The sequence below is a fragment of the Micromonospora sp. NPDC005171 genome (assembly GCF_040608575.1).
Taxonomy (GTDB): domain Bacteria; phylum Actinomycetota; class Actinomycetes; order Mycobacteriales; family Micromonosporaceae; genus Micromonospora.
On the sequence record NZ_JBEXIM010000078.1, the window covers coordinates 1 to 4703 of the forward strand.

The 4703-nt window shown below is 71.1% G+C and carries 6 protein-coding genes and 1 pseudogene; 5 read left to right on the top strand and 2 right to left on the bottom strand.

All coding sequences use genetic code 11. From position 1 onward, the window contains the following. Positions 1-145 precede the first annotated feature (145 nt). Positions 146-736 (bottom strand): GrpB family protein, encoded by a 591-nt coding sequence (locus ABZU74_RS33885; protein WP_355432822.1) that lies wholly within the window; start codon positions 734-736, stop codon positions 146-148. Positions 737-879: 143 nt separating this feature from the next. Here ABZU74_RS33885 and ABZU74_RS33890 point away from each other — a divergent pair, with 143 nt between their 5' ends. Genes ABZU74_RS33890 through ABZU74_RS33900 form a run of 3 tightly spaced genes read left to right on the top strand, consistent with a single transcriptional unit; the run spans position 880 to position 3055 of the window. Beyond that, positions 880-1752, top strand: a complete 873-nt coding sequence (locus ABZU74_RS33890) for an AraC family transcriptional regulator (protein WP_355432825.1) — start codon at positions 880-882, stop codon at positions 1750-1752. 20 nt (positions 1753-1772) lie between these two features. Continuing rightward, positions 1773-2105, top strand: a complete 333-nt coding sequence (locus ABZU74_RS33895; RefSeq protein ID WP_355432828.1) for a helix-turn-helix transcriptional regulator — start codon at positions 1773-1775, stop codon at positions 2103-2105. Further along, positions 2066-3055: a hypothetical protein gene (locus ABZU74_RS33900; RefSeq protein WP_355432831.1), complete on the top strand. Its 990-nt coding sequence runs from the start codon at positions 2066-2068 to the stop codon at positions 3053-3055. Before ABZU74_RS33895 ends, ABZU74_RS33900 begins: the two co-directional genes overlap by 40 nt. Positions 3056-3058: 3 nt before the next feature. Here the strand turns inward: ABZU74_RS33900 and ABZU74_RS33905 are convergent, their stop codons facing one another. Beyond that, on the bottom strand, positions 3059-3556 hold the full coding sequence (locus ABZU74_RS33905) for an NUDIX domain-containing protein (protein ID WP_355432834.1): 498 nt from the start codon (positions 3554-3556) through the stop codon (positions 3059-3061). A 337-nt stretch (positions 3557-3893) separates the two neighbouring features. Here ABZU74_RS33905 and ABZU74_RS33910 point away from each other — a divergent pair, with 337 nt between their 5' ends. Together ABZU74_RS33910 and ABZU74_RS33915 are read left to right on the top strand one after the other, a co-directional pair. Further along, entirely contained in the window at positions 3894-4097 is a 204-nt protein-coding gene (locus ABZU74_RS33910; protein ID WP_355432837.1) for a hypothetical protein, read from the top strand. Positions 4098-4180: 83 nt separating this feature from the next. Further along, positions 4181-4703, top strand: a pseudogene (locus ABZU74_RS33915) (histone); the annotation flags it as partial.

Genomic DNA, 4703 nt, shown 5'->3' on the forward strand with positions numbered 1-4703 from the left:
TCTGCTCCCGCTCCAACGCACTCAACCTCGACGCCATAACCACCCCAACGACAACCACCAAAAGGGGGTGTTGCAACCACCGGTTGAGCCCGCCCTGGTAACGAAAGTGTCCAAGATCTAGTTGTGGCCCGTCGGCGGCGCGGCGTCAGGCGGCGAAGATGCGCGCGTAGATCTCGTCGATGACGTCGTTCTTCGCCAGGCTGTAGTCGCGGGGGCGGTGCGCGGTGTCCCGGGCGAGACGGCGTTTGACCCTGGCGTACCGCTCCCGGTCGTGCGGATGCGAGCGCAGCCAGTCGCGGAAGAGCCGGTGCCGGACGGGTTCCGGCGCACCCTGCGGCCAGACATGCAGGTTGACGTCCTCGGCTGGGCTGACGAGCATCCGATGCCCGTGCCACCAGGGCTCGCGCAGGACGAGCCGGTATCCGAGCCGCTCCAGCGCGGGAAGGTAGCCGGACTCCTTCGCGGTGTCCTCGACGATCAGGTCGATGTCGATGATCGGCTTGGCCGCCAGCCCGGGCACCGCCGTGGACCCGACGTGTTCCACACCGAGGACCGGGTCGCCCAGCGCCTCGACGATCGACGTGCGGAGGGCGACGAACCGCTGCGCCCAGTCCCTGTCGTACTCCTCGATCACGACGGACGCCCAGGTCCGTGGCGGCTCGCCGACCAGCCCGGCATCGACCTGTTCGGGGGTGCCGTGGAAACGCTGCACGACGTCCTGCGGATACTCGGCCACGTCAACCTCCTCAAGAAGCAAAGTCCGCCAGGCTACGACACGACAACCGGTGCTGACCCACCCGACCGATGCGGGCATCGCATGTCGGGTGGGCCACCATCCCCGCCGCCTAACGTCGGTGCTCGAAAGGGAAGGAGGCCCGGGTGCTGGATCGGCTCAACGAGGCCATGGCGTACATCGAGCGGCACCTCGACGAAAAGATCGAGGTGGCCGAGCTGGCGCGGATCGCGCTGACGTCGGAGTACCACTTCCGGCGGCTCTTCTCCGCACTGGCCGGAATGCCGCTGTCGGAGTACATCCGTCGGCGGCGGCTCACCGTCGCCGGTGCGGACGTGCTGGCGGGGGAGCGGACGTTGCTCGACGTCGCGGTGCACCACGGCTACGGCTCGGCGGAGGCGTTCGCCCGGGCGTTCCACGCCGTGCACGGCGTGGGGCCCGGAGAAGCCCGGCGTACGGGGGCAGCCCTGCGCGCCCAGCCCCGGATGTCCTTCCGACTCACAGTCGAAGGGAGCGGCAGCATGGAGTACCGAATCGTCGACAAGGACGCGTTCGCGCTGGTGGGGCGCAAGGCCCGGGTCCCGCTGGTGCACGAGGGGATGAACCCGGCGATCGTCGCGTTCATCCGGAGCATCGACAAGGAGACGACCGAGCGGATCGAGGCGCTCTCCGATCAGGAGCCGAAGGGGATCGTCAACGTCAGCGACAACCTCGCCGACAGTCGGCAGGAGGGCACCGAGCTGGACTACTGGCACGGGGTGGTGACCAGCGCGGTGCCGCCGGAGGACCTGGACGCGCTGCCGGTGCAGGCCGGCTCGTGGGCGGTCTTCACCACGTCCGGCGCGTTTCCGCAGGCGGTGCAGTACCTGTGGCGTGACGTGTTCACGCAGTGGTTTCCGTCCAACCCGTACCGCAGCCGACCTGGACCGGAGATCTCCCGGGTCCGGGTGTCGGCGGACGGCAGCCAGGCGGACGCTGAGCTGTGGATCCCGGTCGAAAGGGTACCCACCCCTATGTAGAGTTCCGATACAGTGGCCGGATGCGGATGACCATTCCGGTCGCGAAGGTGCTCGCGGCGCTGCTCGCCGAGCCGGACGCGCAGCGCTACGGGCTCGACCTGATGCGATTGACCGGCCTGCCCAGCGGCACCCTCTATCCGGTGCTGCACCGGCTGCAGGGGGCCGGCTGGCTGGCCGCCGACTGGGAGGCGATCGATCCCGTCGCGGCCGGCCGGCCGGCCCGCCGCTACTACCGGCTCACGGCCGTTGGGGTGACGCGGGCCCGCCAGGCGCTCGCCGACCTGCGGGCCGCGATCCCCGACGGTCGCCCCTCGTGGGGCGGCACCGAGCCCACCGGGGCACCAGCGTGGTGACCCGCCGGGTCGCCGAGCTGCTGCTGGATCTGGCCGCGCGCCGATGGCCGGCCGAGGTCCGCGACGACCTGCGCCGCGAGTGGGCCGCCGAGCTGCACGTGCTCGCCGAGAGCGGTCGCCGGACGACGATGCTGGGCTTCGCGGTGAGCCTCGCCGTCAGCCGCGCCGGCGCCCCGCTCGTCGACCGCACCCTGATGCATGGTCGGGCCAGCCGGACCGCGGCGGCGTTGCTGCTGTCCCCGATCGCCTGCGTAGGGATCGTGGCCCTCAGTGGGTTCGCGATGTTCCCCTTCTACGAATGGTTGATGTTCCGGGTGAGTTGGGGGGAGCGGGCGCAAAAGCCGATCTGGGCGGCGATCACCATCCTGCTGGCGGTCGTGCTTGCGGTGTTCGCTGCCCGCTGGGCCCGACACAACGCACTCGACGGCCCCCTGCGCATCGCGCTCGGCGTGGTGCTCCCGGTCGGTGCGGCCGTCATCCTGTTCATGTACGTCACCTTCGCCGAGGGCCTGGCCGGCGCCGTACCCGGTCTGCTGCTCTGGTTGGCCGGCCTGACCCTCGCGCTGTGGGCCGCGGCGCGCCTCGCCGCCCGGGGTCGCCTCCGCGCCGCCTGGTGGGTGGGCGTCCTCGGCGCACTCGTCGCCGCGGACCTCGCGGTGATCCTCGCCATCGTCGACGCCTACCCCGCCGGATTCGGCGCTGGGCCGACGATCGACGCACGGGAGCGCGTCGACCCGATCTCCGCGCCGCTGTGGCTCCTCGCCTGTTGGACGGACTGGAACTTCGGCCTGCCCCGGCCGATCGAGTGGGAGGTCTTCCTGATCACCAACCGGGTGTTCCTGGAGCCCATGCTCTACCTGGCCTGCATGCCGTACGCGCTCGCGTACACCATCCGGGCGGCACGGTCCGCGCCCGCCGCGCCTGTCGCTCTCGCGCCGACCCCGGCGTGAGCGTCAGTCGGGTACGTCGTCCCATGTCGTACCCGGCTCCAGGTAACCGGCCAGCTGGTTCTCGCGCAGCGCGTACGCGATGACCAGCAGGGCGTGCTTGTCCAGCTCGGGCAGCCGGTCCAGCGGGAACCACCGCACGGCCAGCGACTCGTCGTCGTTGACCTGGGCGGTGCCGGCCACCAGCCGGCACAGGAACCCCAGGTTCAGGTATTCGCAGCGGTCCCCGTTCGGGTACGTGTGCGGGTGCGACACGGCGCTGGACATCCGCACCGGGGCGACGTCCAGACCCGTCTCCTCGCGCACCTCGCGGACCAGCGCGGTGGCCGGCTGCTCGCCCGGCTCGACGAAACCGCTGATCACCGACCAGCGCCCGTCGTCGGCGCGCTGGCCGAGCAACAGCTCCCCGGCATCGTTGCGGACCACCGCGCTGACGCTCGGCAGCCAGAGCAGGTCGTTACCGACGTGCTTGCGCAACCCCGCGATGTAGTCAGGTGTCGCCATCCGATGATCATAGGCCGCGCGACCCCGCCGAGCAGCGGGCGTGCGGGTCAGCGGACGATCCGCACCACCTGGCACCGGGCTCCGTCTCCGGTGGCCCCGCCCAGGGTGGACGGAGAATGACCGCCTCCCATCGTCGAACCTTCGTCACTGACCTGGTCAATTCCCCGGAGGCCCACCAGTCGACCCGGGCGCCGCGAACTCATGTTCTGAAACTGCCGAACTCGGGCTTCTTTTGGTGTTCCGGCCCGAAGCGCGAAATGCATATCTACTGTGGAGATCGTCGGCGACTTGTGCGATCCGGTGGCGGCCGGCCGGTTCGCGGTGCACAGTGATTCCCATGAGCGACAGCGGACGTGGTGGGCAGTTCTACTGGTGCACCCGGCATCACCGGGTCGAGACGGACTCCGACGTGTGTCCGGCGAAGCACGTTCTCGGCCCGTACGACTCGGCGGCCGACGCGGAGAACGCCCTGCAACGGGTGCAGGAGCGGAACGAGGCGTGGGATGCCGAGGACGCTCGTTGGGCCGGGGACGACAAATAGGCGGCGCGGGACGGCTCGCGCCGAGATACTTCGTGCTCCGCGAGGACGCACGCGAGAGCACGTCCCCCGAGGAGGGAACCACGATGGCCGAAGCACAGCAGGCCACCAAGCGCCCGGCCGCCCGACGCACCACCGCGAAGAAGACCGCCGCGGCGGAGCGGAACACGGCGGCCAGCCGGACCACCCCCGTGCGCAAGTCCACCACGGCTGCCGCGAAGGCACCGGCCCGCAAGGCCGCCGGCGCGGCGGGCCGCGCCCCGGCCAGGAAGACCACCACGGCGGCCACGAAGGCCCCCGCGAAGAAGGCCACGACCAAGACCACCGCCGCGGCCAAGAAGGCCCCCGCGAAGACCTCGACCGCCACCCGGAAGACCACCGCCACCGCCAAGCGTGCCCCGGCGTCCACCGCGCGCAAGACCACCGCCGCCGCCAAGAAGACCACCGGTACGGCGAAGAAGACGGTGACCGCGGCCAGGAAGACGACCGCCTCGGCCGCGAAGAAGACCACCGCCGCGGCGAAGGCACCGGCGCGGAAGACCGCGGCCGCGGCACCGGCGCGCAAGACCGCGGCCGCGGCACCGGCGCGCAAGACCGCGGCCGCGGGGG

Excerpts from the sequence above, each read along its gene's own strand:
- ABZU74_RS33910 (WP_355432837.1), top strand. The coding sequence starts at position 3,894 with ATGAGCGACAGCGGACGTGGTGGGCAGTTCTACTGGTGCACCCGGCAT.
- ABZU74_RS33905 (WP_355432834.1), bottom strand. The coding sequence starts at position 3,556 with ATGGCGACACCTGACTACATCGCGGGGTTGCGCAAGCACGTCGGTAAC.
- ABZU74_RS33895 (WP_355432828.1), top strand. The coding sequence starts at position 1,773 with ATGCGGATGACCATTCCGGTCGCGAAGGTGCTCGCGGCGCTGCTCGCC.